The following is a 2829-nucleotide window of genomic DNA, read 5'->3' on the forward strand; positions in this document are numbered from 1 at the left end:
ACAGAACTGATGGTTAGCCCACGCGGCCTGACGGCCGCTCCAGTCGTCACATTCGCGACGCCGCTCACCAGATTTCGCATGGCCTGGCGGAACTCGATCGCCTGGACCGACAGAATATCGTGCATCTTGGAAGGGGACTGGCAGCTCATGATGATCGGCCTGTAAAGGGGCGTCGAGTTTGCTGTCTCAATCGCTGCGCAGAGAGTGCCGTGGCGGCCGTCTCGAACCTGCGGTTCGGCGTATGGGCTCATGACCACCTTCTGGTGGCAATCGGCGTAGGAGCGCGCCAGCCAGGTCTGCAAGAGTTTGGGGGCGCCATGTGAGGCCGATTCCGATATTGGCGCGCCGTTCGTGTTCCTCTTCGTATAAGAGGCATCGGCGCACCGGTTGCGCATCCAGAATGCGCTGTTTCGCCGCGAACAGATGCTCATCGATTGTGACGTGCAGCCTCCCCCGCAGCCCCCGGCGGGATCGAGCCGTCTGTATCGATCAGTTCCCGAAACTTTCGAATAATGTACTCTATCTTCGCGATCGATCCGAGAGCTTCCAGCGTTTGCCATGACATCGTCGATTGTCTCCTTTGACGCACTGCACCTCTTTCACTAAGTTGTAATGGCTGCTGTCGGCGCCAGCAGCGAACGCATTGCGGCGCGTACATCGGCTTGCCGCATCAAGCTCTCACCGACCAGGAAGGTCGAAATCCCAACACGCGAAAGCATGACGAGATCGCCGGGCCCGAGCATGCCGCTTTCCGAGACGATCAGACGATCTTTGGGGATGAGCGGTGCCAGGGTCTCGCTCGTTGAAAGCGTGGTTTCGAACCTGCGCAAATTGCGATTATTGATGCCGACCATCGGTGAGCGAAGGGTGAAAGCACGATCGAGTTCCGCGGCATCCTGGATCTCGACCAGCACGTCCATGCCGTCCGTCAGGGCAGCGGCTTCGATATCGCGCGCAGCAGCGGCGTCCAGTGCCATCACGAAATCGATGGTCGTGCCGACCAGATGCTGACGGCTCCTGTTCTCGACAAACACCTTCAGGCCGTCGCATTCGATCACGATGTCGCCAGGCTTCGGTTCCTCGGCGAAGCCCATCATGCATTTGAAACCGTTGCAGCCGCCTGCTTCGACCATAATGCGCAGACCGCCGGTCGGGTGCGTCGACGATGAAATCGCGCTCTTGATTGCATTCACTGCGCTATCCGTCAGGTCGATCACGGCTTACCTCTCATCGGCTTAGGTCGGGCTGCCACGGCAAGTCACGTGCCAATGTGCAGAGGCTTGATGATTCTAACTTTTTTGGATCGCGTCTGTGGACTTTGGAACCAGTGTCAGGTTCCTGACAAGCTGCTTGAGGCGATCGCGGCCCACCGACGCGTTTTCTTCCCAAGCTAGGCCGAAGGCCGCTACGCATGCGACGGCAAGCAATTGGCATTGCCTCTGACACCGGCCAACGCGTCGGTGAAGAGCTTAGATCGAGGACGAATTTAATGACTGCAATCGAGAACACCGCACTCGGCAGACTTGAGAAGGAGGGCCGCCTGCTCAATGCCGTACTCAAAGGCGGGACGACCGAGCCGGGCCGGTTCGGCTTTCGCGGCGACGTCGCACTAAAATTCCAGAGTCAACTCGCGGACGAGAAACGGCCGCCGGACTATTCGATCGAGCAGGTTTTGACGATCGCGCAGGACGGAGAACGCACTATTCCGGTGCTGGCCGGCTACCTGCATTCCTTCGCGTATCTTGCCGACGTCGCGACCGTCCTTGACGGTGCCTTGAGCCCAAACGGCAGGTACTTCATGTTCTGCAACAACATAGATTTGCTGGCGAAATACCGAGTCAAGCTCGGTGATATTACCTTCCACGTCCTGCCGTGCGATGAATCCACCGTTTGGAAGGAGATGATGGACCTGGTCGGGCTCAACAAGGACGACATCAAGAAGCTCAATACGGGGGGCAAGCTTGATTACTTACTCGATGCGACAAAGGATCTCGATCTGTCTTATGAGGAGATCTCGTACGAAGACGGGTTAAATAGGATGGAGCCGGTGAGGAACCGCAACGAGAACCGGCCGGTCTGAGCACGGTCTTCAGTTGTTCGGCGATGCATCGTCTTCGACAAGACGCGCGCCGACGATGCAGATATCACCATCCAGAACTGCCAACGCGATCGGCGTGAGCGCTCCACCATGACATGGACCTTCGACGCACCGCCCGGTGCCGAGTTCGAAGGTCGCCCCGTGTTTGCCGCACATCAGCCGGACACCGTGTGGATCGAGGAATTCGTTCCGCTCCCAGTCCAAATTAACGCCGTTGTGCGGGCATTTATTGACATAGCCAAGCACCTTTTTGCCCCAGCGCACCACAACGATGGACCAGGGCCGGTGATTGCCGTCATCATCGACGACCATAAGATGGAATCCCACGGCCTGGCGGCTCGGAATATCGTTAAAGCCGCAAATCGCATAGATGGCATCTGGCTGCATTCATCGCTCGTTTATTGCAAGTCGCTCTTCGTTGTCGCTGTGCAATCAACCCTGCAAGAACCGTAGAAGCGCCGGAACGGCTCGCGTTTCCGGCAATCCAACGCGCAAGCTTCGTCATTGCAGCACACCTCATTGGCGCGGGTGCATAATTCAGACCAATCCGCACGAGCATTGAGCCTTGCTGCCCTTCCCATGATGGCTGCGCAACCGCAACTTTAGCGCTCCAACCTTTCTCGACCGCTTGCCGGACAGCTAAACGCGCTGGTTGCCCGTAGCGCCAACACCTTTTCCGGGCATTTTTCAGTTACGCTCTGCAAGAGTGAGAACGTCACCGCCTGTGAAGA

Annotated in this window: 3 protein-coding genes and 1 pseudogene; 1 reads left to right on the plus strand and 3 read right to left on the minus strand. The window is 57.8% G+C overall.

The window, feature by feature from the left end:
* Nucleotides 1-302: pseudogene (locus tag H8B02_RS46665) on the minus strand (hypothetical protein); the annotation flags it as partial.
* A gap of 300 nt (nt 303-602) precedes the next feature.
* Entirely contained in the window at nt 603-1217 is a 615-nt protein-coding gene (locus H8B02_RS49260) for an iron-sulfur cluster assembly accessory protein (RefSeq protein WP_376711799.1), read from the minus strand.
* 272 nt (nt 1218-1489) lie between these two features.
* Here H8B02_RS49260 and H8B02_RS46680 point away from each other — a divergent pair, with 272 nt between their 5' ends.
* Entirely contained in the window at nt 1490-2080 is a 591-nt protein-coding gene (locus H8B02_RS46680; RefSeq protein WP_229172430.1) for a hypothetical protein, read from the plus strand.
* Between the two features lie 9 nt (nt 2081-2089).
* Here H8B02_RS46680 and H8B02_RS46685 read toward each other — a convergent pair whose 3' ends face one another.
* Nucleotides 2090-2485, minus strand: a complete 396-nt coding sequence (locus H8B02_RS46685; protein WP_229172431.1) for a Rieske (2Fe-2S) protein — start codon at nt 2483-2485, stop codon at nt 2090-2092.
* Nucleotides 2486-2829 lie beyond the last annotated feature (344 nt).

Source organism: Bradyrhizobium altum, assembly GCF_020889705.1.
Taxonomy (GTDB): domain Bacteria; phylum Pseudomonadota; class Alphaproteobacteria; order Rhizobiales; family Xanthobacteraceae; genus Bradyrhizobium; species Bradyrhizobium altum.